General features: G+C 62.8%; 22 protein-coding genes. 7 read left to right on the top strand and 15 right to left on the bottom strand.

Going from position 1 to position 21,703, the window contains the following annotated elements:
• Window positions 1-44 precede the first annotated feature (44 nt).
• The 4 genes from ACPPVP_RS39915 to ACPPVP_RS39930 all read left to right on the top strand — a co-directional run bounded on the left by ACPPVP_RS39915 (window position 45) and on the right by ACPPVP_RS39930 (window position 4,681).
• Window positions 45-1,442: a D-alanyl-D-alanine carboxypeptidase family protein gene (locus ACPPVP_RS39915; RefSeq protein WP_426529083.1), complete on the top strand. Its 1,398-nt coding sequence runs from the start codon at window positions 45-47 to the stop codon at window positions 1,440-1,442.
• Window positions 1,443-1,752: 310 nt separating this feature from the next.
• Window positions 1,753-3,435: a long-chain fatty acid--CoA ligase gene (locus tag ACPPVP_RS39920; RefSeq protein WP_426529085.1), complete on the top strand. Its 1,683-nt coding sequence runs from the start codon at window positions 1,753-1,755 to the stop codon at window positions 3,433-3,435.
• A 23-nt stretch (window positions 3,436-3,458) separates the two neighbouring features.
• A complete protein-coding gene (locus tag ACPPVP_RS39925) occupies window positions 3,459-4,010 on the top strand; it encodes a DUF924 family protein (protein WP_426529087.1) in 552 nt (183 codons plus the stop codon).
• A gap of 185 nt (window positions 4,011-4,195) precedes the next feature.
• Window positions 4,196-4,681, top strand: coding sequence for a peroxiredoxin (locus ACPPVP_RS39930; protein WP_426529089.1), 486 nt, complete (start codon window positions 4,196-4,198; stop codon window positions 4,679-4,681).
• A gap of 230 nt (window positions 4,682-4,911) precedes the next feature.
• Here the strand turns inward: ACPPVP_RS39930 and rnhA are convergent, their stop codons facing one another.
• From rnhA to ispH, 3 genes are read right to left on the bottom strand one after another with little or no spacing between them, the layout of a single operon-like run.
• Window positions 4,912-5,373 (bottom strand): ribonuclease HI, encoded by a 462-nt coding sequence (gene rnhA / locus ACPPVP_RS39935; protein ID WP_426529091.1) that lies wholly within the window; start codon window positions 5,371-5,373, stop codon window positions 4,912-4,914.
• Entirely contained in the window at window positions 5,361-6,341 is a 981-nt protein-coding gene (locus tag ACPPVP_RS39940) for a homoserine kinase (RefSeq protein ID WP_426529093.1), read from the bottom strand. Before ACPPVP_RS39940 ends, rnhA begins: the two co-directional genes overlap by 13 nt.
• An 8-nt stretch (window positions 6,342-6,349) precedes the next feature.
• Window positions 6,350-7,312: a 4-hydroxy-3-methylbut-2-enyl diphosphate reductase gene (gene ispH / locus ACPPVP_RS39945; RefSeq protein WP_426529095.1), complete on the bottom strand. Its 963-nt coding sequence runs from the start codon at window positions 7,310-7,312 to the stop codon at window positions 6,350-6,352.
• A gap of 220 nt (window positions 7,313-7,532) precedes the next feature.
• Between ispH and ACPPVP_RS39950 the strand changes: the two genes are divergently transcribed.
• Window positions 7,533-8,231, top strand: coding sequence for a DUF1013 domain-containing protein (locus ACPPVP_RS39950; protein WP_426529097.1), 699 nt, complete (start codon window positions 7,533-7,535; stop codon window positions 8,229-8,231).
• A gap of 82 nt (window positions 8,232-8,313) precedes the next feature.
• Here ACPPVP_RS39950 and ACPPVP_RS39955 read toward each other — a convergent pair whose 3' ends face one another.
• The 12 genes from ACPPVP_RS39955 to ACPPVP_RS40010 form a co-directional block, all read right to left on the bottom strand.
• A complete protein-coding gene (locus ACPPVP_RS39955) occupies window positions 8,314-8,574 on the bottom strand; it encodes a SemiSWEET transporter (RefSeq protein WP_426529099.1) in 261 nt (86 codons plus the stop codon).
• Window positions 8,575-8,637: 63 nt separating this feature from the next.
• The gene (locus ACPPVP_RS39960) at window positions 8,638-8,856 is read right to left on the bottom strand and encodes an alkylphosphonate utilization protein (protein ID WP_426529101.1); all 219 of its coding nucleotides are present in this window, start codon (window positions 8,854-8,856) and stop codon (window positions 8,638-8,640) included.
• Window positions 8,857-9,074: 218 nt separating this feature from the next.
• Entirely contained in the window at window positions 9,075-9,281 is a 207-nt protein-coding gene (locus ACPPVP_RS39965; RefSeq protein ID WP_426529103.1) for a DUF6494 family protein, read from the bottom strand.
• 13 nt (window positions 9,282-9,294) lie between these two features.
• Complete coding sequence (locus tag ACPPVP_RS39970) at window positions 9,295-9,564, bottom strand: hypothetical protein (protein ID WP_426529105.1); 270 nt, start codon at window positions 9,562-9,564, stop codon at window positions 9,295-9,297.
• Window positions 9,565-9,729: 165 nt separating this feature from the next.
• Window positions 9,730-10,437, bottom strand: coding sequence for a nitroreductase (locus ACPPVP_RS39975; protein WP_426529107.1), 708 nt, complete (start codon window positions 10,435-10,437; stop codon window positions 9,730-9,732).
• A 2-nt stretch (window positions 10,438-10,439) separates the two neighbouring features.
• Window positions 10,440-11,684 (bottom strand): acyl-CoA dehydrogenase, encoded by a 1,245-nt coding sequence (locus tag ACPPVP_RS39980; RefSeq protein ID WP_426529109.1) that lies wholly within the window; start codon window positions 11,682-11,684, stop codon window positions 10,440-10,442.
• A 104-nt stretch (window positions 11,685-11,788) separates the two neighbouring features.
• A complete protein-coding gene (locus ACPPVP_RS39985) occupies window positions 11,789-13,036 on the bottom strand; it encodes an acyl-CoA dehydrogenase (protein WP_426529111.1) in 1,248 nt (415 codons plus the stop codon).
• Between the two features lie 160 nt (window positions 13,037-13,196).
• Window positions 13,197-14,324, bottom strand: coding sequence for an acyl-CoA dehydrogenase family protein (locus ACPPVP_RS39990; RefSeq protein ID WP_426529113.1), 1,128 nt, complete (start codon window positions 14,322-14,324; stop codon window positions 13,197-13,199).
• A 30-nt stretch (window positions 14,325-14,354) separates the two neighbouring features.
• On the bottom strand, window positions 14,355-16,226 hold the full coding sequence (locus tag ACPPVP_RS39995; RefSeq protein WP_426529115.1) for an AMP-binding protein: 1,872 nt from the start codon (window positions 16,224-16,226) through the stop codon (window positions 14,355-14,357).
• Window positions 16,227-16,266: 40 nt separating this feature from the next.
• Window positions 16,267-17,073, bottom strand: coding sequence for an enoyl-CoA hydratase/isomerase family protein (locus ACPPVP_RS40000; protein WP_426529117.1), 807 nt, complete (start codon window positions 17,071-17,073; stop codon window positions 16,267-16,269).
• 191 nt (window positions 17,074-17,264) lie between these two features.
• Window positions 17,265-18,023 (bottom strand): SDR family NAD(P)-dependent oxidoreductase, encoded by a 759-nt coding sequence (locus ACPPVP_RS40005; protein ID WP_426529119.1) that lies wholly within the window; start codon window positions 18,021-18,023, stop codon window positions 17,265-17,267.
• Between the two features lie 62 nt (window positions 18,024-18,085).
• A complete protein-coding gene (locus tag ACPPVP_RS40010) occupies window positions 18,086-18,751 on the bottom strand; it encodes a TetR family transcriptional regulator (protein WP_426529121.1) in 666 nt (221 codons plus the stop codon).
• A gap of 149 nt (window positions 18,752-18,900) precedes the next feature.
• Between ACPPVP_RS40010 and ACPPVP_RS40015 the strand changes: the two genes are divergently transcribed.
• Window positions 18,901-20,073, top strand: a complete 1,173-nt coding sequence (locus tag ACPPVP_RS40015; protein ID WP_426529123.1) for an acetyl-CoA C-acetyltransferase — start codon at window positions 18,901-18,903, stop codon at window positions 20,071-20,073.
• Between the two features lie 77 nt (window positions 20,074-20,150).
• The gene (locus ACPPVP_RS40020) at window positions 20,151-21,692 is read left to right on the top strand and encodes an acyl-CoA synthetase (protein ID WP_426529125.1); all 1,542 of its coding nucleotides are present in this window, start codon (window positions 20,151-20,153) and stop codon (window positions 21,690-21,692) included.
• The last annotated feature ends 11 nt before the right edge of the window (window positions 21,693-21,703 follow it).

The raw sequence follows: 21,703 nt of genomic DNA on the forward strand, positions 1-21,703 counted from the left end.
ACCTCCTTTTTTCAAGGCGGGTCTCAAAGGACCGGAACGGAAAAGTGCACCTTCTTCGCCTGCTGCCTCGCCATTCGTTGAACTGGATTTTCCTGGTGGCGTCGCTTGCCGTCGTGACGCCGGGCGCCGTGCATGCCGAAGCGCTGCTGGTCGTCGAGGCCGATACCGGCAAGGTGCTGCAGGCCGACAACGCCACCATGCCCTGGTATCCCGCCTCGGTGACCAAGATCATGACGGCCTACGTCACGCTGAAGGCCGTGAAGGATGGGCGGCTCACACTCGACACGGTGCTGACGGTGTCGCCGGTCGCCGCCTCGCAGTCGCCGTCCAAGATGGGTTTTCGTCCGGGCATTCAGGTCACCGTCGACAACGCGCTCAAGATGATGATGGTGAAGTCGGCCAACGACATGGCCGTGGTGCTCGCCGAAGGCGTCGGCGGATCGATCGACGGCTTCTCGGCGATGATGAACCAGACCGCCCAAAAGCTCGGCATGACGCAGACGAGCTATGTCAATCCGAACGGCCTGCCGGCGGACGGACAGATCACTTCCGCGCGTGATCTCGCGATCCTGGCGCGCGCGGTCATTCGCGACCTGCCGGAATACGAATACTTCATGCACATCCCATCGATCCGCTACGGGCGCAGGGTGACGCAGAATTTCAACAAGCTGATCGGGCGCTATCCCGGCGCCGACGGTTTCAAGACCGGCTTCATCTGCGCTTCCGGCTACAATCTGGTCGCCTCCGCCACGCGTAACGGCAAGCGGCTGATCGCCGTCGTTCTCGGCTCATCGTCGGGACAGGCGCGCGCGGTTCGCGCGGCGCAATTGCTGGAGCGCGGCTTCGGCGGCAACGGGCTGGGCTGGCTGAAGCCCGCGCTCGGCACCGTCGACAATCTGGTTCCGATCGATGCGACGCCGCCGAACCTGCGCGACGAGATGTGCGGCGGCAAGCGCAAGCGGCCGGCCACCGACGAGGACGCCGATATCGTCGCCGCCAACGGCAGCGCGTCGACCGGTGAGAGCCCGGTGACGTTCTTCACCGCCGGGCTGCAGCCGCCGATGGGCAAGCCGTCGGAAATGATTGCTGCCGCGGCGGAACCGTCCGAGCCCATTCCCGTATATACCGGCCCGACCAAGACCGGCCCTGCCTTGATCGCAGCCGTTGCCGCGGACGTCGAGCAGCAGACGCCGGCAAAGCGCAGCAAGAAATCGAAGGTTGCAGCGAAGAAGCCCGCCGCTGTGGCCGAAGCCGGCGCAAAGGCAGCCAAGCCTGCTGCGGTCCGGCATGCGAGCGCCAGACCCGAGACCGCCGCCAAGCCGGCCGCCTCGGCCGAAAAGAAGCCAGCCGCCAAGCCCGCCGCCGCGGACAAGACCGTGCCAAAGCCGGCCAAGCCGAAGGCTGCCGCTAAACCCAAGGGCGAAAACAAGCCGGCTGGTTAACGGGCCGCGAAGCCGCGTAATTAGGCGATTTTCCTGCCGTTCGGCCAAATTATTCCAGATCGCCGCAATGCGTCGATAGCACGCAGCCGCTTGCCATCGGCGGCGGCATTCACAATACTGCCCCAAAACAAGGCGTGCCCGGCCTGAAAACAGGACCATAGCGTTTTCGCGAAGTGGGTACCGGTTCGCATAGCAATCAAGCTCGCGCAGATTGCGTAGACTTATCTGCGCAGAAAACGCGTCAAAACAAAAATGAGAGCACGGATCTGATGCAATCAGAGCCGGGCTCGGGAACCAGAGGGGAAATACCATGGAGCGGATCTGGCTCAAGCAATATCCGGCCGGCGTGCCAGCCGATATCGACGTCACCCAGTACTCATCGCTGGTCGAGCTACTGGAAGAAAGCTTTGCGAAGTTCGCCGACCGCAAGGCGTTCATCTGCATGGACAAGTCGATCAGCTACCGCGACCTCGACGAAATGTCGGCCGCCCTCGGCGCCTATCTGCAGAGCAAGGGCTTGCAAAAGGGCGCGCGCGTCGCGCTGATGATGCCGAATGTGCTGCAATACCCGGTCTCGACCGCCGCCGTGCTGCGCGCCGGCTATGCGGTAGTAAACGTCAACCCGCTCTACACCCCGCGCGAACTCGAGCATCAGCTCAAGGATTCCGGCGCGGAAGCGGTCGTCGTTCTGGAGAATTTCGCCACCACGGTGCAGCAGGTGATTGCGAGGACCGCGGTCAAGCATGTGATCGTCGGCAGCATGGGCGACCTGCTCGGCTTCAAGGGCGTGATCGTCAATCTGGTGATCCGCAAGGTGAAGAAGATGGTGCCGGCCTGGTCGATCCCGGGCGCGATCTCATTCAACGATGCGCTCGCCGCCGGCCGCGGCCTGAAGCTCAACAAGCCGAAGCTTACGCTCGATGACGTCGCCTTCCTGCAATATACCGGCGGCACCACCGGCGTCTCCAAGGGCGCGACGCTGCTGCACAAGAACATTCTCGCCAACGTGCTGCAAAACGACGCCTGGCTGCAACCGGCGCTGAAGAAGGCGCCGCATGTCGATCAGCTCTTCATCGTCTGCGCACTGCCGCTCTATCACATCTTCGCACTGACCGCGTGCTTCCTGCTGGCGATGCGGGCCGGCGGCGTCAACTTGCTGATCCCGAATCCGCGCGACATGGCGGGCTTCATCAAGGAATTGATGAAATACCAGGTCAACAGTTTCCCGGCGGTCAACACGCTCTACAACGGCCTGTTGAATTCGCCTGGCTTCGACAAGGTCGACTTCTCCAAGCTGAAGACCTCGTTCGGCGGCGGCATGGCGACGCAGAAGCCCGTTGCCGAGAAGTGGCTGAAGGTGACCGGTTGCGCGCTGTCGGAAGGCTACGGCCTGTCCGAGACCTCACCGACGCTGACCTGCAACCCGGCCGATACCGACCAGTTCTCCGGCTCGATCGGCATTCCCGTGCCGTCGACCTATCTCTCGATCCGCGACGACGACGGCAAGGAAGTGCCGCTCGGCGAAGCCGGCGAGATCTGCGCCAAGGGCCCGCAGGTGATGGCCGGCTACTGGAACCGGCCGGAAGAGACCGCGAACGTGATGACCGCGGACGGCTTCTTCCGCACCGGCGACATCGGCGTGATGGACGCGCGCGGCTACACCAAAATCGTCGACCGCAAGAAGGACATGATCCTGGTCTCGGGCTTCAACGTCTATCCCAACGAGATCGAGGAAGTGATCGCGAGCCATGCCGGCGTGCTGGAATGCGCCGTGATCGGCGTGCAGGATTCCAAGTCCGGCGAGGCGGTGAAAGCCTTTATCGTCAAGAAGGATCCGAACCTCACGGCAGAGGAAGTCATCAAGTACTGCGGCACGCAACTGACCGCCTACAAGGTCCCCAAGCAGATCGAGTTCAGGACCGACCTGCCGAAGACCAATGTCGGCAAGATCCTGCGCCGCGAATTGCGCGACGAGAAGAAGGCCGCGGCGTAAAGCGCGTACGGGCGCCCTCAGCGATGGTTGAAGCTCCCGTCACGCCGGCCGCAATTCTGGCGTTCTGGCGTGACGCCGGCCCCGACCGCTGGTACCGGCGCGACGACGTCTTCGACGTCGAGGTGTGCCGGCGCTTTCTCGGCCTGTGGCAGTGCGCGGCAGCCGGCGAATTGGCCTCGTGGGAAACGAGCGATGACGGCGCGCTGGCGCTCGTCATCGTGCTCGACCAGTTTCCCCGCAACCTGTTCCGCGACGACATCAGGACCTACGCCAGCGACGCCCTCGCGCGCGAGGTGGCGCAGCGCGCTGTCGAAAACGGCGTGGACGCACGGATCGATCCCGTTTTACGCGAATTCCTCTATCTGCCGTTCATGCACTCGGAGCATCTGGCCGACCAGTTGCGCTGCATCGAGCTGTCGCGGGAGGCAGGCCTGGCCGAAAGTGCCAAGTGGGCCGAGCACCACGCCGATATTATCCGGCGGTTCGGACGCTTTCCTCACCGCAACCGCCTTTTGGGCCGCGCGACCACGCCGGAGGAGCAGGCCTTCCTGGACGAAGGCGGCTTTTCCCCCTGATGACGGAAGCGTGAATGGCAGCTATCGTTGCCGTTTCAACCCCCGCTAATATTGTGCCGATCACCCACCCGGGCTAGAGCATTCGCTCTAGCTTCTTGTTCGACGCGTTTTCTTCACGCGAACCGGTACCCACTTCGCTCGAAAACGCTATAAGAAACCATCCGCTCATTGAGGGAGAATTGACGATGACGATCCAAGTTGGCGACAAGCTGCCGGAAGCCAAGTTTCGCGTGATGACGGCGGAAGGTCCGCAAGTCAAAACCACCGACGATATTTTCAAGGGCAAGAAGGTGGCGCTGTTTGCGGTGCCCGGCGCCTATACCGGCACCTGCCACAAGATGCATCTGCCGAGCATCTTCCTCAACGCCTACGCCATCAAGGACAAGGGCGTGAACACCATCGCCATCGTCTCCGTCAACGACGCCTTCGTCATGAACGCCTGGAAGCGCGACACCGACCAGCGCGACGAGGCGGTGTTCCTCGCCGACGGCAATGCCGACTTCACCAAGGCGATCGGCATGGAGCTCGATGCCTCCGGCAACGGGCTCGGCATCCGCTCCAAGCGCTACTCGATGCTGATCGAAGACGGCGTCGTGAAGAAGCTCAACCTCGAGCCGGCACCCGGCAAGGTCGAGGTTTCCGGCGGCGATACGCTGCTGGGACAGCTGTAAGGGCAGCCCGTCATTGCGAGAAGCGAAGCGACGAAGCAATCCAGCTTTCTTCGTTGCCGCACGATGGATTGCTTCGCTTCGCTCGCAATGACGATGGTTGGCGACCCGGCCAACCGCAACTGTCGTCGCCCGGCTTGACCGGGCGATCCAGTACGCCGCGCTCTCTCATTTTACCGCGAACGTCTCTGGGATAGTGGATCACCCGCCTTCGCGGGTGATGACGGCCGTGATTACGTCTTCAACCGCGCCATCGCCACGCCTTCGCGCGCCAGCTGATCGGCGCGCTCGTTTTCGGCGTGGCCGGCGTGGCCCTTGATCCAGTGCCAACTCACCTGATGCGGTTTCAGCGCGGCATCGAGCCGCTGCCATAGTTCGACATTCTTGACCGGCTTCTTGTCGGCAGTGCGCCAGCCGTTTTTCTTCCAGCCATGGATCCAGCCGGTGATGCCCTGGCGGACGTACTGGCTGTCGGTGGTGAGGTCGACCACGCACGGCTTCTTCAGCGCTTCCAGCGCCGAGATCGCCGCCATCAGCTCCATGCGGTTGTTGGTGGTGTGCGCCTCGCCGCCCTTCAGTTCTTTCTCCTTGTCGCCGAACCGCAGGATCGCGCCCCAGCCGCCGGGGCCCGGATTGCCCGAGCAGGCGCCGTCGGTAAAAACCGTCACGTGAGGGATTTCGCTCAAGCGACGCATCCTGGCTGGTTCAGGCCGTAATCGCGCACGCTCGCGACGTTCTGGTGGAAGCGCAGCTTGCGGACATATTCGAGCGGGTCCTTCGGCTTCACCAGCGCGCCCGGCGGCACGTTGAGGAAATCGACCAGCCGCGTCAGCAGGAAACGCAGCGCGGAGCCGCGCGCCAACAGCGGCAGCGCCTGCGCTTCGGCCTCCGATAATGGCCGCTCGCGGCCATAGGCATTGAGCAGCGCGCGGGCCTTGGTGACGTTGAAGGAATGATCCGCCTCGAAACACCACGCGTTCAGGCAGATCGCAACGTCGTAGGCCAGCATGTCGTTGCAGGAAAACGGGAAGTCGATCAGCCCCGACAATTTATCGCCGAGGAAGAACACGTTGTCGGGAAACAGGTCCGCATGGATGACGCCGGGCGGCAGATCCTTCGGCCAGCACGCTTCGAGGTGATCGAGCTCGCGCGCGATGAAATCATGCAGGCCGGGCGCGACGCTATCGGCACGCGGCGCCGCGAGGTCGAACAGCGGCCGCCAGCCCTCGACCGACAGCGGGTTCTTGCGGAACATCGGGAAGTCGCGCCCCGCCAGATGCATTTTGGCGAGCGCTTCGCCCACGCCGGTGCAATGCGCCGCGTTGGGCCGCCGCGGCCATACGCCTTCGAGGAAGTTGATGATCGCCGCAGGACGCCCGGCCAGTTCGCTATAGACCTCGCCCTTGCGATTCCGCGCGGGCTGCGGGCAACGCACGCCACGCTCGGCCAGATGCGCCATCAGCGACAGGAAATAGGGCAGATCATCCACCGCCACGCGCTTTTCATAGAGCGTGAGGATGAACGCGCCCTTGCTGGTATGCAGCAGGAAGTTGGAATTTTCGACGCCCTCGGCGATGCCCTTGTAGGAGAGCAACTCGCCGATGTCGTAGCCTTTGAGGAATTCCGCGAGGTCTTCGGCGGCGACGTCGGTGTAAACCGCCATGAGAAACCTCAGGCGGCGTCGGGTCGCAGCGAACGCGGCAGCGGGAAGAACTCGTTCTCTTCCGCGGCCGAGACCGTCTCCACATGCAATTCGAACCGCTCGGCGAAGGCGCCCATGATTTCCTCGACGATCACTTCCGGCGCCGAGGCGCCAGCCGTGATGCCGAGGCTCTTGATGCCTTCGAAGCGTGACCAGTCGAGATCCGAGGCGCGCTGTGCCAGCACCGAGACCGGGCAGCCCTCGCGCTCGGCGACTTCGCGCAGCCGCTGCGAATTGGACGAGTTCGGCGCGCCGACCACGATCAGGGCATCGACCACCGGCGCCACCTTCTTGACCGCGAGCTGGCGGTTGGTGGTGGCGTAGCAGATGTCTTCCTTGTGCGGCCCGTTGATGTTCGGGAAGCGCGCCTTGAGCAATGCGACGATCTCGGCGGTGTCGTCGATCGACAGCGTCGTCTGGGTCACGAAAGCGAGGTTGTCCGGATCCTTCGGCGCGAACGTCTTGGCGTCTTCCGCGGTCTCGATCAGCGTCACCGCGCCGACCGGCAACTGGCCGAGCGTACCGACCACCTCGGGATGGTGGGAGTGCCCGATCAGCAGGATTTCACGGCCGCGCTTGAAATGAATCGCGGCCTCGCGGTGCACTTTCGTGACCAGCGGGCAGGTCGCGTCCAGCGAGAAGAAATTGCGCGCGCGGGCATCCGCCGGAACCGACTTGGGAACCCCATGGGCGGAGAACACCACCGGGGCGTTGGTATTGTCGGGAATTTCGGCGAGTTCCTCGACGAAAATCGCGCCCTTGGTCTTCAGGCTGTCGACCACGTAGCGGTTGTGCACGATCTCGTGACGGACATAGACGGGGGCGCCATAGATGGCGAGCGCCCGTTCGACGGTATCGATGGCCCGCACCACCCCGGCGCAGAAGCCGCGGGGAGAACAAAGCACGATTCTGAGGTCTGGTTTCGCTGGCATCGGGCTATCTCGGGGACCGAATCACCCCTAGCCGGCGGGCTGGGAACGGCCAATTCGGATAAGGACTTGGGACTGCTTTCGGGCTCTGTCAAGGCACTTTAGCAGACCATTGCGCCAATACCCCGGGAAGGCGTATATAGCGCCCTAATTCCCGTCATCACCGATGACCACAGGCTTCGCCCTCCAAAAAGGGGTGGGCGAGGCACAAAGGAGATTTGCCATGAGCAATGCACCGCTGATGCCAAAAGCGACTGCCGTGTGGCTGGTTGACAATACCGCGCTGACCTTCGACCAGGTGGCCGATTTCACCAAAATGCACCCCCTTGAGGTCCGTGCCATCGCCGACGGCGACGCCGCTCAGGGCATCAAGGGCATGGACCCGATTTCGACCGGCCAATTGACCCGCGACGAGATCGAAAGGGGCGAAAAGGACTCGAATTACCGCCTCAAGCTCGGCGAGAGCAAGGTTGTGCTGCCGCCGGCCGCCAAGAAGAAGGGCCCGCGCTACACCCCGGTGTCGCGCCGCCACGAGCGGCCGAGCGCGATCCTGTGGCTGGTTCGCAACCACCCCGAATTGAAGGACGCGCAGATCATGCGCTTGGTCGGCACCACCAAGACCACCATCGCGAGCGTCCGCGACCGCACCCACTGGAATGCTTCGACGCTGACCCCGATGGACCCGGTGACGCTCGGCCTGTGCTCGCAGATCGAGCTCGATTTCGAGGTGCAGCGCGCCGCCAAGGAAAAGCCGGTGCCCGCAGCCTACGGCGGCGCGACGCTGCTGCCGGCCTCCGAGACCACCAAAAAGGAGCCGGAATTCGAGACGAGCGAGAAGACCGAAGACGACCTCAACGTCGACGCCGTGTTCGCCAAGCTGAAGACGATCGGCGGCAAGAAGCAGGACGACGAGGAAGAGTAGGAATTTCCCGGCGGCTTCGACGGCGGGAGCGCTTTCGAACGCGGCGGGGCAACCCGCCGCGTTCTTGTTTGCGGACTGCGCTTCAACCGTACTTCAGCTTCATCGAGAGGATCCCGCCGGCCAGGACGATCGTAATCGCATTCGCAACGATCAGCGGCGCATCTCCGGAAAGCAGGCCGTACACCAGCCAAAGCAGAATGCCGAGCACCATGACGAGGAACATTCCAAGCGAAATGTCTTCGGTGGAGCGGGTTCGCCAGACTTTCACGAACTGCGGTGCATAAGCGAGGGTCGTGCACGTGGCGGCGGCAAACCCCAGCAGCTTGATAGCAAGTTGTTCCATGCCGCTCTTATAGCATCGATTCGAGGATGGATTTGCGAAGGACGACGGTCAAACCCATCACTCTCACGCCTTCTTCAAGAACTCCGTGCGCAGCACCAGGCCCTTGACCTTGTCGGTACGGCCTTCGATCTCGTCGGGATCGTCGGTGAGGTGGATGTTCTTGATGACGGTACCGCGCTTGAGCACGGTGGATGAGCCCTTCAGCTTCAGATCCTTGATCAGCGTGACGCTGTCGCCATCGGAAAGCTGCGCGCCGTTGGAATCCCTGACCTTCACGTCCATGTGATGCTTTCATTTAGAATGATCGCGAGGCCCTCGCTTCTTCCTTCTCCCCTTGTGGGAGAAGGTGCCTTGCCGAAGGCAAGGCGGATGAGGGGTTCTCTCCGCGAAGCATAATGCAAGAGATTCACTCGTGGAGAGGACCCCTCACCCCGTCTCGAATGAGCTGACGCTCATTCGATCCAACCTCTCACACAAGAGGAGAGGGGAAGAGATCGCGCCTAGCCTAGTTCGATCTCGTCAGTGATCTCGTGCGAGAGGCTGACACCGCCGATCGTCAGCACCATTTTCGCCGGCAGCTTCTCATTGCCCTTGAGCTTGCCGGACGCGACGGCGTCGCGCACGGCCTTTTCGATTTCGCGCTGCGAGGTGATGCCGACCTTCTTGAGGAATCCGCGCAGGCTGGCATTGAAGACGTCTTCGTTCATGAGGGCCTCCTGGTTAGGGCCTGACCGGATTGTTCAGCATCTGCTCGGCCATATTGCGTTGGGCACGGTCGGCGCGGGCATTGGAATTGCCGCGCTGCACGTCGCGGTTCTTGCGGCAGTTGACATAATCGTTCGAGCCTACCGCGACATTGTTGGCGCGGCAGAACGCGTCATCGTCGGCGCTGGTGTCGACCATGGTCGGCTGGCCGCGTTCGAGGCAACCGGTGAGCAATGGGGCTGCCAGCAGCAGCGCGATGAAGTGCTTTGCGGGTCCAAATTTCATTGGAGGCCTTCCGTTCTTTCCATCTCGTCATTGCCGGGCGCCTGCCCCCGGCCTGGTCGGGGATGATCCTGCAATCCATCGAAAGGATGGCAGCCTGCTTTGAAGCCGATGGATGCCCGGGTCAAGCCCGCGATGGTCCGGATTAGTCGGCGTTTTGTTCCGGGCTCAATCGAAATAGGTGACGGTATCGGCCACGCTCGCCCGCGAGGTGCGGTAGCTGTTCACCTTGTGGGCGTGGTCGGCATAGCCGAACGAAATCCCGCAAACCACACGGCGATCGTCGGCCAGTTTGAAGTGGCTGCGGATCAGCCCGGAATGCCGCGCCAGAGCAGCCTGCGGAATGGTGCCGAGGCCGAGCGCCTGCGCTGCCAGCATGAAATTGCCGACATAGGCGCCGCAATCGACCGCGCCGTAGATGCCGAGCGGCTCGTCGGTGTGAATGATGGCGACATGCGGGGCGCCGAAGAAATTGTAGTTCTCCAGTGCCTGTTTCGCATAGGCCGTCTTGTCGCCGCGCGCGATGCCGAGCGTGTTGTAGAGCTGAAAGCCGCTCTCGCGGCGGCGGTCGAGATAGACGCCGAGATATTCGCGCGGTGGCGTAAAGTCGTGATTATCCTTGGCGCCGGACGCAGCCTCGGCATAGATCGCCTTGCGAAAGGTTTCCTTGGCCTCGCCGCTTGCGATCAATACCTGCCAGGGCTGGCTGTTGCACCACGACGCCGTGCGTTGAGACACGCTCAGAACGTGCTCGATGGTCTCGCGCGGCACCTCCTGCGGCAGGAACGCGCGCACGGAATAGCGCTCGTTCAGCAGCTCTTCGAGCACGCCGATGCGATCTTCCGACGCGTAACGCGCCTTTGCCGCAACATCCATGATCAGCGCCCCTTGGTCGGGATCTTGTTGAACGGCACGTCCTTGTCGACGCGGATATCGCCGGGCAGGCCGAGCACGCGCTCGGCGATGATGTTGCGCAGGATTTCATCGGTGCCGCCGGCGATGCGCATCGAGGGCGACGACAGCAGCATCTGCTGGAACTGGCCGCGCGCCACTTCCTCATCCGCGCCGGTCAGCGCGCCGGCCGCCCCCTCCAGATCCATCGCGTAGCTCGCGATGTCCTGCAGCATGGTGCCGGAGACCAGCTTGCCGATGGAATTTTCCGGGCCCGGCCGCTCGCCCTTGGAAAGCGACGAGATCGCGCGGTAGCTGGTGTATTTCAGCCCGCTCGCCTTCACCGCCCAGCTCGCAAGTTTTGAGCGCGTCGCGGGATCGTCGATCGCAAGACCGTCATCGGTCATCAGGTTCGAGCAGAACTCGAACATTTCGGGAAAACCGGTGGCGAGCCGCGAGCCGATCGACATGCGCTCGTTCATCAGCGTGGTCAGCGACACGTTCCAGCCGTCGCCGACGGCGCCAAGGCGCTGATGATCGGGGATCACCACGTCGGTGAAATAGACCTCGTTGAATTCCTGCATGCCGTTGGCCTGCTTGATCGGCCGCACCTCGACACCCTTGCTCTTCATGTCGAGGAAGAACATCGTCAGGCCCTTGTGCTTGGGCACATTGGGATCGGTGCGCGTGATCAGAAGGCCGTAATCAGAATAGTGCGCGCCCGAGGTCCAGATCTTCTGGCCGTTGATGATCCAGTCGTCGCCCTTCTTTTCCGCGCGGGTGCGCAGGCCCGCCACGTCTGAACCGCCGGCCGGCTCGGAGAAGAGCTGGCACCAGATGTGTTCGCCAGAGGCAAGCTTCGGCAGATAATGCCGCTTGTGCTCCTCGCTGCCGAACGCCATCACCGTCGGGCCGCACATGCCTTCGCCGATCTGGAACGGCTGCGTCAGCTTGCCGTACACGCCCTCTTCCTGCTGCCAGATCACCTTCTCGATCGGGGTGGCGCCGCGGCCGCCATATTCCTTCGGCCAGTGCAGGCAGGCCCAGCCGCCTTCGGCCTTCTTCTTCTGCCAGGCCTTGCCGACATCGACGATCTCTTCTTTCTCCAGCCGGATGCGGCCGAGCGAGGATTTTGACAGCTCCGCCTCATATTGCTTCGGCGCGTTGGCGGCCACCCATTTGCGGGCGGTGGCGCGGAATTCGGCTTCCTGCGGGGTGTCGTCGAAGTTCATGGCGGACCTCTTTTTTTTCTGCGTAGGGTGAGCTAAGCGAAGCGAGCCCACCTCTGAGTGTGACGCGGTGGGCAACGCTTGCGCGTTGCCCACCCTACGAATCTTTACGCTCTTCCCTTGGTCGGGATCTTGTTGAACGGCACGTCCTTGTCGACCCTGATATCGCCGGGCAAACCAAGCACGCGCTCGGCGATGATGTTGCGCATGATCTCGTCGGTGCCGCCTTCGACGCGGGTGCCCGGCGCCCGCAGCAGCATCGCCTGGAATTTTCCGGCGACTTCGGCATCCTCCGGACCGCTCAACACGCCGGCGGCGCCCTGCAGATCGAGCGCGTACATCGCGACCTCCTGAACCATGGATCCCGCCACCAGCTTGCCGATCGAATTTTCCGGCCCTGGGCGCTCGCCCTTCGACAGTGCCGAGATCGCACGCATGCTGGTGTATCGCAGGCCACTGGCCTTCACCGCATAGTTCGCAAGCCTTGAGCGAACGCTGCGGTCCTCGATCGCCGGACCATCTTCCAGCATCAGGCTGTTGCAGAAGTCGAACAGTTCGGGGAAGCCGGTTGAAACACCTGCGCCAATCGACATGCGCTCATTCATCAGCGTAGTCAGCGACACGTTCCAGCCGTCATTGACCGAGCCGAGCCGCTGCGAGTCCGGGATCTTCACGTCGGTAAAGTAGACCTCGTTGAAGTCGGACTGGCCACTAGCCTGCTTGATCGGCCGCACCTCGACGCCCGGGCTCTTCATGTCCAGGAAGAACATGGTGAGGCCCTTGTGCTTGGCGACGTTCGGATCGGTGCGCGTCAGCAGGATGCCGTAATCCGAATAGTGCGCGCCCGAGGTCCAGATCTTTTGGCCGTTGATGATCCAGTCGTCGCCCTGCTTCTCGGCGCGGGTGCGCAGGCCCGCGACGTCGGAGCCGCCGGCGGGTTCGGAGAACAACTGGCACCAGACTTTTTCGCCCGAGGCCAGCGGCGGCAGATATTGCCGCTTCTGCTCCTCGCCTGCGAACGCCATCATGGTCGGCCCGCACATGCCGTGGCCGATGATGAACATGCCGCTGAGCTTGCCGAACGGGCCCTCTTCCTGCTGCCAGATCACGCGCTCGATCGGCGATGAGCCGCGGCCGCCATATTCTTTCGGCCAGTGCAGGCAGGCCCAGCCGGCGTCAGCCTTCTTCTTCTGCCAGGCTTTTGCGACCTCGAGCATGTTGGCGTTCTTTAGCCCGGTGCGGCCGAGCGAGGTCTCGCGCAGTTCTTCCTCGTACTGCTTCGGCGCGTTGGCTGAAATCCACACCTTGGCCTCGGCGCGAAACGCGGCTTCCTGCGGGGTGTCGTCGAAATTCATGGCGCTTGGTCCTTCAAATTCTACTGGTCGTCCCTGCGAACGCAGGGACCCATAACCACCGGCCTATAAAACTTAACCCGGGCTCTTGCATCGTCATCCAATCGAAACTTCCCGGCGTATGGGTCCCCGCGTTCGCGGGGACGACAAGGATGGTGATGCCTCACGCCGCGTTCTTCTTGCGCATGCGATCGATCAACTGATCTTCCCAGTAGGACAGGCTGCCGAGCGTCAGCGCAGTGGTGTTGGCGCGGCGATAGTACATGTGGCAGTCGAACTCCCAGGTGAAACCCATGCCGCCATGAACCTGGATGTTGTTCTTGGAACAGTGCTGGAATGCCTGCGTCGCGCTGATGCGCGCAGCAGCGGCGGCTTCCGGCAATTCCGAGGCGTTGGTCGAGAGCGCCCAGGCGCCGTAATAGCAATTCGAGCGCGCCAGCGTCGCCGAGACATACATGTCGGCGAGTATGTGCTTCACCGCCTGGAAAGAACCGATCGGGCGGCCGAAGGCGATGCGATCCAGCGCATAGTCGCGGCCCATTTCGAGCGCGCGATCGGAACCGCCGACCTGTTCGAACGCCAGCAAGACGGCGGCGCGATCGAGTACCTGGGTCAAAATGCTCCAGCCGTCACCGGCGGCACCGAGCGGCTCGGCCCTGGCGTTCTTGAACGTGAGTTCCGCCTGCCCCCGGGTCGGATCGACATTGGTCAGCGATTTGGCTTCGACGCCGCCGGCCTTCAGGTCGACCAGAAACAACGAGATATCGGAATCGCGACCGGTGGAGCCGGTGCGCGCGGCGACGACGGCAAAATCGGCAATCGCTCCATCCGGCACCGGTTTCTTGACGCCTGATAGCGTCCCGCCGGAGGCCTGCAGCTTGATCGCCTTCGGCGACGGATTGCCCTTGCCTTCGAACAGCGCCAGCGTGCCGATCGCCTCGCCGCTCGCGATCTTCGGCAGCCACTTTTGCTTCTGCGCATCGGAGCCAGCCAGCAGCAGCGCTTCGGCGGCGAGATAGACGGTGGACGAGAACGGCACCGGCGCATTCGCGCGGCCCATTTCTTCCGCGATCACGCAGAGCTCGAGATGGCCGGCGCCTGCGCCGCCGAACGCCTCGGGAATTGCGACGCCGAGGAAGCCCATTTCCGCAAGCCCCTGCCACAACGCCTTGTCATACGGCGCCTTGCCGTCGAGCACCTCGCGCACGGCCTTCGGCGGGCATTTTTCGGCGAGAAACTTCCTCGCTTCGTCGCGCATTTGTTTTTGTTCGTCGGAGAAATCGAAGTTCATGGCGGGTTACTCGCGTTGGTGCTAGCGTTTTCAGTTCAGGATGATGACGTCTTCGCCGGGTTTGTCGGCGTATAGCTTCTCCACCAGCGCGGCGCGGCGCTCTAGGCCGGCGCGCTGGTTGATGTAGCCCTTGTCGGTGAGTTCGTTGCCGTCGATCGAGGGCGGCTCGGCCATCAGCATGGCGCGCGCAATCCGCATGCTGCTGCCGGTGGCGGACGCGTTGTGCGCTTCCAGCCCGCGCTCGAGGCAGGCGATCACTTCGGGATGCCTGACGACATCTTCGAACGTCGCATCGGGATTGCCGACCATCTGCCGGCAGGCGTGCAGATTGGGCCAGGCCAATAGCCCAATGAATTCCCGGTCCTGCCCAGCCACCAGTGCGTCGTGCACGACCGGCGTCGCGGCCGCGATCGCATCGGTGCGCAGCGAGCCGACATGGACGAAGGTGCCGGTTGTCAGCTTGAAATCCTCGACCACGCGGCCGGCGAAGATGATGCCCTGCAGCGGATCGTTTTCATCGACGTACACGCCGGCATCGCCGATGCAATAAAAGCCTTCATCGTCGAACATCTTCTTGGTCAGATCAGGCTGGCCGAAATAGCCCGGGGTGACGTTGACGCCGCGCAGGCGCAGTTCGTATTTCGAGCCGCACGGCACCAGCTTCAGTTCGACGCCGGGGAACGGCAGGCCGATCAGGCCGACGCGCTCGGTGTCCCAATAGGTGCCGGTCGAGGTCGGCGCGGTCTCGGTCGAACCCCAGCCGGTGTAGAACACGATGCGCTCCCCGGTGGTCCTCACCGCGAGCGCCTGCATGCGGTCGTAGAGATCGTCAGGCAGCCGCGCGCCGCCATAGGCCATGATGCTCAGATTCCTGAAGAAGCTGCGGCACAACGCGTCATCCTTCTCCATCGCAGCCGCCAGCGCCGCGTAACCGGCGGGCACATTGGCATAATAGGTCGGCGACACCTCGCGCAGGTTACGGATGGTCTCTTCGAGCTGACCAGGCATCGGCCGGCCGTCGTCGATATACAGCGTGCCGCCATCGACCAGGATCGGATGGAAGGCGGCATTGCCGCCCATGGTGTGATTCCACGGCATCCAGTCCAGCATGGTCGCGATCGGTCCGTTCGGATCGCGCGGCCGCACCTGCATCATCATCGCCGCATTAGCGCACATCATCTCCTGCGTGTTGATGACGGCCTTGGGCATCCCGGTCGAGCCCGATGTGAACAGCAGCTTGCCGACGGTATCGGGCGTGATCTTCGCAATCGACTCCTCGACCGCTTTCGTCACCGGCGTTGCGGCGAGATCGGCAAAAGATACGCTCTTGATGCCCTCACATGGTCGCGCAACGTGGACGACGGTGACGCCGGTTAGGTCGATCGCCCTGAGTGCCTTCTCGAAGGTCGGCCCGTCCTGCACCATCAGGACCGCAGGCTTGATCAGCTCGAAGAGGTATTTGAGCTTGAGATGATCCTGGCTCATCAGCGAATAGGCCGGCGACACCGGCGCCGCCGGCAGGCGTGCCTGCATCGCCGCCTGCGTCATCAGCGCATGCTCGATCGAATTGCCTGACAGGATCGCAACGGGACGACCCTCAGTGAGGCCGAGATTGAGCAGCCCCTGCGTCAGCCCGTCGACGAGGTGCTTGGCTTCGCGGTAAGAGACTCTCCGCCATTGCCTATCGGCGCCGCCGCGTTGCGCCAGCCAGATGCGTTCAGGCGCCTGCTTCGCCCATTTCGAAAGCGATGCCGGAATATGCTTCTCGTAAGGCTGCAGCGGAATGCGCGACTTCAGAACGACCACGCCATCCGGACGACGCTCGACCGCGATGTCGCGCGCCAGCCATTCGATCTTCCGAAAGGCCGGTTTGGTCAGCACTGCGGCTGCACTCCCACTCATATTGCGTCTCCCGGAATTCAGTCCTTTGCGGATCTTGTCGTCATCGCTTGATATAGACAGGCTTTCGCTTTTCGAGAAAGGCCCTGATGCCTTCGTTGAATTCTTCCGAGCGGCTGCACAGAACTTGATTACGGTCTTCCATCGCGATCACGGCTTCGATCGAGCCGGCGTCGACGCTCATGTTGAGGCATTCCTTGGAGAGCCTTAAGCCCACCGGCGAAGCCGTCATCATCGCATCGACGTAAGGCTCGGCTGCCGCGTCGAGCCCGCCTTCCTCGACGACTTCGGAAACGAGGCCGACCGCGAGCGCGCGTTCGGCGCCGATGAAGCGGCCGGTGAGGATCAGTTCCGAGGCCACAGACACGCCGACAAGGCGCGGCAGGAAATAGGACGTGCCGATATCGCAGCCGCCGAGGCCGAGCTTGATGAAGGCGCAGTTCATCCGCGCAGATTTCGTCGCGATGCGGATGTCGGCGGCGAGCGCCAGCGCAAATCCGCCGCCGGCTGCCGCGCCCTGAACCAGCGCAATGATCGGCTGCGGACAGCGTCGCATCAGCATCACGATGTCGGCAATGCGGCGTTGCGAGTCCAGCGACTCGGTCACGCCGGGCGGCTCCTGCTGGCCGGCGCGGCGCTTCATTGCCTGTTTGAGATCGAGCCCGGCGCAGAACGAGGCGCCGGCGCCCTTCAGCACCACGACGCGGGTGGAACGGTTGCGCTGCAGGCCTTCAAAATAGGTGTTCAGCGCGTCGATCAGCGAGGGATCGAGCGCGTTGAGGGCGTCCGGGCGATTGAGCGTCACCCGGTCGACGCCATCATTGTGTTCGATCAGCAGCGGTTGAGTCACGAAGCGCTCCCTGCATCCGCGGATTGCGGCACTCATTGCTGCGCCCTCTCCCCTTGTGGGAGAGGGCATCACCGGCATTGGCCGCGCATTCGATGCGGTGAGGAGTTGCTAGCCGAGAGAACCCCTCATCCGTCTTCGCTTCGCGAAGCCACCTTCTCCCACAAGGGGAGAAGGGAAGAAGAAGCGTCGCTTTACCGCGGCGCCATGCGGATGGCGCCGTCGAGGCGGATGGTTTCGCCGTTCAGCATCGGGTTCTCGACGATGTGAACCGCGAGGTTGCCGTACTCGCTGGCATCGCCGAGGCGGGCCGGATGCGGCACCTGGGCGCCGAGGCTCTTGCGGGCCTCTTCGTTCAGGCCCATCAGCAGCGGCGTCAGGAACAGGCCGGGCGCGATGGTGTTGACGCGGATCTTGAGGCTGGCGAGATCGCGCGCGGCAGGCAGCGTCATGCCGACGATCCCGCCCTTCGACGCCGAATAGGCGATCTGGCCAATCTGGCCTTCGTAAGCCGCAACCGACGCGGTGTTGATGGCGACGCCGCGCTCCTCGCCGATCGGCGGCGCAGTGGCAAGGCGCTCGGCAAACAGCCGCAGCACGTTGAAGCTGCCGATCAGGTTGACGTTGATGATGCGAACGAACTTTGCCAGCGGATAGACGCCGTCCTTGCCGACGGTGCGCTGCGAACCGCCGATGCCAGCGCAGTTCATCAGCACGCGCGCGATGCCGTGCGCGGCTTCGGCTTTCGCAATCGCCGCCTTGATCGCCTCTTCGTCGGTGACGTCGGCGTGGAGGGCAACGCCCTTCACTTCCGCGGCGACTTTCTCGGCGTTTTCCTTGTTCTGGTCGATGACGCCGATTTTCGCGCCCTTGGCAGCCATGGCGCGGGCGGTGGCGGCGCCGAGGCCGGAGCCACCGCCGGTGATGAGAACGGCTACGTCTTGCAACTGCATGGTAACAACCTTTCCTTGGGAGTTTCTTCTCTGGATTCGTAGACTACTGAGTGTCGCGATCTTTATCCGCCGGCGGCACCTTTTCCGTTCAACATTCCGCCGCAGATCAGCGCTTCCATATGCTTGATGTATTCGCGGCAGACCTCGTCGGTGACGGGGCCGACGCCGGTGGCCCGCGACATCGCGTGTCGGCCGAAGAACAGGTGATCGCAGGCGCCGACCAGGCTGGTGTAGAACATCACAGGATCGATGTTGCGGAACTCGCCCGCCTTGATGCCTTCGGCAAGCAAGCGCCGCTGGAACTCCAAAAGCGGCGCCACGAAAAACTTCGACACCTCGTCGGCCGCTTCCGTGCTGCTTTCATGCAGCAAATAATGGATCAGCCGGTTCATATAGGGGAACTGATAATAGGCACGGATGATGCCGCCGATATGCAGCTTGAGTTTTGCCGTCGGCGAGATCTGCTGGCTGATCAGATATTCAAGCTGTGACATCTCGGTGGCGGCGTCGCGCGCCAGCAGCGCCAGCAACAGCCCGTCCTTGTTACCGAAATGGTATTTTACCAGCGCCGCGTTGACTCCCGACTTCTGCGCGATGTCGGACAGCGACACCTCGATCGAGGCGCGCTCGATCATCAGCTCGCTCGCCGCGACAAGCAGCTTCTCGGCGGTGCTGTTCTTACCGCCCGGAGGCCTGGTCGGTACGCTGGTATTCAACTGCGATGCCATTCCCTCACCTGCCGGAAATCCGGGCCGCACATAAGCGCATGCCGCGCCTGCACTCAAGAGTTAATTGATTGATTGACTAAATCCCGGAGGGCCTCTTAAATCCGGCCAACTTTCCAACACCCACCAACAAACAATCAGGGAGAATAAACATGGCCGAGGCCTATATCGTCGCCGCTGCACGCACCGCGGGCGGCCGCAAGGGGGGACGTCTCGCAGGCTGGCATCCGGCCGACCTCGCCGCTTCCGTGCTGAATTCGCTGGTCGACCGCTCGGGCGTCGATCCCGCCCAGATCGAAGACGTCATCATGGGCTGCGTGATGCAGGCCGGCGAACAGTCCAACAACATCGCCCGCAACGCGGTGATGGCCTCGAAACTTCCCGAAAGCGTGCCCGCCACGTCGGTTGATCGCCAGTGCGGTTCCTCGCAGCAGGCGCTGCACTTCGCGGCGCAGGCCGTGATGGCCGGCTCAATGGACATTGTGATCGCCGCCGGTGTGGAATCGATGACGCGGGTGCCGATGGGCCTTGCCTCGCAGCTCCCCGCCAAGAACGGTTTTGGCCATTACAAGAGCCCGGGCCTCGAGCAGAAATATCCGAACATCGTGTTCAGCCAGTTCACCGGCGCGGAAATGATGGCCGAGAAATACGGGCTCTCCAAGGAACAGCTCGACACCTATTCCTATGAAAGCCACCAGCGCGCGATTGCCGCGACGCAAGCCGGCAAGTTCAAGGACGAGATCGTTTCGCTGCAGATCACCCGCGCCGACAACTCGACCGACACCCATCACATCGACGAGGGCATCCGCTTCGACGCCAGCCTCGATGGCATCAAGGGCGTCAAGCTGATCGCCGAGAACGGCAAGCATACCGCTGCCAGCGCCAGCCAGATCTGCGACGGCGCTTCCGGCGTCATGGTGGTCAATGAACGCGGCCTGAAGTCGCTCGGCGTCAAGCCGCTGGCGCGCATCCATCACATGACCATGATGGGCGGCGATCCCGTCATCATGCTGGATGCGCCGCTGCACGCCACCAAGCGGGCGCTGGAAAAGGCCGGCATGTCGATCAACGACATCGACCTGTTCGAGGTCAACGAGGCCTTTGCAGCCGTGCCGGTGGGTTGGCTGAAGACGACCGGTGCCGATCCGGCGCGGCTCAACGTCAATGGCGGCGCGATCGCGCTCGGCCATCCGCTCGGCGGCTCCGGCACCAAGCTGATGACCACGCTGGTCAACGCGCTGAAGCAGAACAACAAGCGTTACGGCCTGCAGACCATGTGCGAAGGCGGCGGCATGGCCAACGTGACCATCGTCGAACGTCTCTAAAAACAAGAAAAACGAATGACGACTGGCGAGCAGGGAGTGCGCTTCCTGCTCGCCATTTTCATATTGAGGAAACACCCATGACCCATCCGTCCATCCACGCCCGCACCTACCCCAACAAGATCGCCTATCAGATGGCCGGCACCGGCAAGGCGATCACCTATCGCGAGCTCGACGAGCTTTCGAACCAGGGCGCGCAGCTGTTCCGTTCGCTCGGCCTCAAGGCCGGCGACCACATCGCGCTCCTGATGGAAAACCGTCTCGCCTTCATGGAAATCTGCTGGGCGGCGCAGCGCGCAGGCCTCTATTACACCGCGATCAGCCGCTATCTGACGCAGGACGAGATCGCCTACATCGTGAAAGACTGCGGCGCCAAAGTCTTCATCACCACGCCGAAATGCGCCGAACAGGTCAGGGGCCTGGTCGGCCAGATCGGCGGACCGCTGCTCTACATGATGGACGAGCCCGAGCCGGGTTTCCGTTCCTTTGACAAGGAGGCCGCCGAGCAGTCGGCCATGCCGATCCCGGATGAGGTGGCGGGCTACGACATGCTGTATTCGTCCGGTACCACCGGGCGGCCCAAGGGCATCAAGAAGGATTTCGAGGGCAAGGCGATCGACGAGCCGAATGCGTTCCTGAAGATCCTGTGCGCCGACATGTGCGGCATGTCGTCCGACAGCATCTATCTGTCGCCGGCGCCGCTCTATCACGCCGCTCCCCTGCGCTTCAACATGATGGCGATCACGCTCGGCGGCACTTCGATCATCATGGAGCATTTCGACGCCGAGGAATTTCTGAAACTGGTCGAGAAATACAAGGCCACGCAGTCGCAGCTGGTGCCGACCATGTTCGTGCGCATGCTGAAGCTGCCCGATGAAGTGCGCACTCGCTACAACGTCTCGACACTGAAGGGCGCGATCCACGCCGCCGCACCCTGCCCGGTCGACGTGAAGGCAAAAATGATCGAGTGGTGGGGACCGATCCTGATCGAGTATTACGCCGGTTCCGAAGGCAACGGCGTCACGGTCTCGACCTCGCAGCAATGGCTGACCCATCGCGGCACCGTCGGCCGCGCCGTGGTCGGCAAGGTGAAGATCCTGGACGAGAACGACGAGGAGCGTCCCGTCGGAGAGATCGGCACGGTCTATTTCGCCGATGCGCCGGTTTTCACCTATCACAACGATCCCGAGAAGACGAAGAAGGCCTACAACGAAAAAGGCTGGTCGACGCTCGGTGACGTCGGCTATCTCGACGCCGAGGGTTTTCTCTATCTCACCGACCGCAAGAGCTACATGATCATCTCGGGCGGCGTGAACATCTACCCGCAGGAGACCGAGGATGTGCTGATCACCCATCCCGCCGTCTCCGATGTTGCCGTGTTCGGCGTGCCGAACGAGGAAATGGGCGAAGAGGTCAAGGCCGTGGTGCAGCCGCACGACATGTCAAAAGCCGGCAAGGCGCTGGAAGCCGAACTGATCGTGTTCTGCAGAAAACATTTGTCGCCGATCAAGTGCCCGAAGAGCATCGACTTCGAAGCGGAGCTGCCGCGCACACCGACCGGGAAACTGGTGAAGCGGCATTTGCGGGACAAGTACTGGCCGAAGCCGCCGGTGAAGGCGTAGCGCGCGAATCG

The organism is Bradyrhizobium sp. McL0615 (genome assembly GCF_049993905.1).
GTDB lineage: Bacteria > Pseudomonadota > Alphaproteobacteria > Rhizobiales > Xanthobacteraceae > Bradyrhizobium.

Coding starts and splice junctions, on each gene's coding strand:
- ACPPVP_RS39990 (WP_426529113.1), bottom strand. CDS start 14,324: ATGAACTTCGATTTCTCCGACGAACAAAAACAAATGCGCGACGAAGCG.
- ACPPVP_RS39930 (WP_426529089.1), top strand. CDS start 4,196: ATGACGATCCAAGTTGGCGACAAGCTGCCGGAAGCCAAGTTTCGCGTG.
- ACPPVP_RS39975 (WP_426529107.1), bottom strand. CDS start 10,437: ATGGATGTTGCGGCAAAGGCGCGTTACGCGTCGGAAGATCGCATCGGC.
- ACPPVP_RS39970 (WP_426529105.1), bottom strand. CDS start 9,564: ATGAAATTTGGACCCGCAAAGCACTTCATCGCGCTGCTGCTGGCAGCC.
- ACPPVP_RS39980 (WP_426529109.1), bottom strand. CDS start 11,684: ATGAACTTCGACGACACCCCGCAGGAAGCCGAATTCCGCGCCACCGCC.
- ACPPVP_RS39960 (WP_426529101.1), bottom strand. CDS start 8,856: ATGGACGTGAAGGTCAGGGATTCCAACGGCGCGCAGCTTTCCGATGGC.
- ACPPVP_RS39920 (WP_426529085.1), top strand. CDS start 1,753: ATGGAGCGGATCTGGCTCAAGCAATATCCGGCCGGCGTGCCAGCCGAT.
- ACPPVP_RS39955 (WP_426529099.1), bottom strand. CDS start 8,574: ATGGAACAACTTGCTATCAAGCTGCTGGGGTTTGCCGCCGCCACGTGC.
- ispH (WP_426529095.1), bottom strand. CDS start 7,312: ATGCCAGCGAAACCAGACCTCAGAATCGTGCTTTGTTCTCCCCGCGGC.
- ACPPVP_RS40010 (WP_426529121.1), bottom strand. CDS start 18,751: ATGGCATCGCAGTTGAATACCAGCGTACCGACCAGGCCTCCGGGCGGT.
- ACPPVP_RS39925 (WP_426529087.1), top strand. CDS start 3,459: ATGGTTGAAGCTCCCGTCACGCCGGCCGCAATTCTGGCGTTCTGGCGT.
- ACPPVP_RS40015 (WP_426529123.1), top strand. CDS start 18,901: ATGGCCGAGGCCTATATCGTCGCCGCTGCACGCACCGCGGGCGGCCGC.
- ACPPVP_RS39985 (WP_426529111.1), bottom strand. CDS start 13,036: ATGAATTTCGACGACACCCCGCAGGAAGCCGCGTTTCGCGCCGAGGCC.
- ACPPVP_RS40005 (WP_426529119.1), bottom strand. CDS start 18,023: ATGCAGTTGCAAGACGTAGCCGTTCTCATCACCGGCGGTGGCTCCGGC.
- ACPPVP_RS40020 (WP_426529125.1), top strand. CDS start 20,151: ATGACCCATCCGTCCATCCACGCCCGCACCTACCCCAACAAGATCGCC.
- ACPPVP_RS39950 (WP_426529097.1), top strand. CDS start 7,533: ATGAGCAATGCACCGCTGATGCCAAAAGCGACTGCCGTGTGGCTGGTT.
- rnhA (WP_426529091.1), bottom strand. CDS start 5,373: ATGCGTCGCTTGAGCGAAATCCCTCACGTGACGGTTTTTACCGACGGC.
- ACPPVP_RS39995 (WP_426529115.1), bottom strand. CDS start 16,226: ATGAGTGGGAGTGCAGCCGCAGTGCTGACCAAACCGGCCTTTCGGAAG.
- ACPPVP_RS39940 (WP_426529093.1), bottom strand. CDS start 6,341: ATGGCGGTTTACACCGACGTCGCCGCCGAAGACCTCGCGGAATTCCTC.
- ACPPVP_RS39965 (WP_426529103.1), bottom strand. CDS start 9,281: ATGAACGAAGACGTCTTCAATGCCAGCCTGCGCGGATTCCTCAAGAAG.